Annotated in this window: 1 protein-coding gene; it reads right to left on the bottom strand. The window is 69.3% G+C overall.

The annotated features are described in order from the left end of the window. The coding region (locus ACYVDE_RS25470) for a carboxypeptidase-like regulatory domain-containing protein (protein WP_460504301.1) at positions 1-626 on the bottom strand (626 nt) is incomplete at both ends.

Genomic DNA, 626 nt, shown 5'->3' with positions numbered 1-626 from the left:
GAGGCCACGGCCGGCGGAGCCGCCGACAGCGCCGGCAGCAGCGGCAGGGGTTGGATGGTCGGCACGGGGCCATTGTCGGGCAGAATGAGCACGTTGGAGCCGCCATGCGACCGGCGCGCCTGCAGGGTAACCAGGGCCGTGTCGACTACCGGAATACCTGCGAAGGCAAAGCGACCATCGGGGCCGGTGGTGGCCGTGGTCACGTTGTGCGTTGGCTTGGTTTGCAGAAAGGTGAGCTGGCTGTTCGGAATGGGCTGCTGGCCGTGCTCGCTCACCACCTGGCCCACGAGGCTAAGCTCCTGCTCGGGGTTGAAGCGCGCGGGCGGTGCCTGGCCACCCAGCACGTTTTTCCACACAAAGCGCCGCCAGCCCTGGGTCAGCAGCAGGTCGTCGAGGTGCTGGGCAGTGGTGGGCGTAGGGCTGCGGAAGTAGTAGCCCGGGCTCTCCACGAAGCCCGTCAGGTCCGAGGTGAGCAGCAGGTTCGAGGCAATGGTTTCGGCGTTGGGGTCGAGGGCCCCCAGCGCGGCATCGTTCACGCCCACCGACAGGGTGGCGGCCACGGGCTGGCCGGCGGCATCGGCCACGCGCACCGTGAGCTGCACGGGAGCATGGGCGCCGTAGCTGGG

This window comes from Hymenobacter agri, assembly GCF_054778495.1.
The sequence above is the reverse complement of the archived record's forward strand: the minus strand, read 5'-3'. Positions and strand labels throughout refer to the sequence as shown.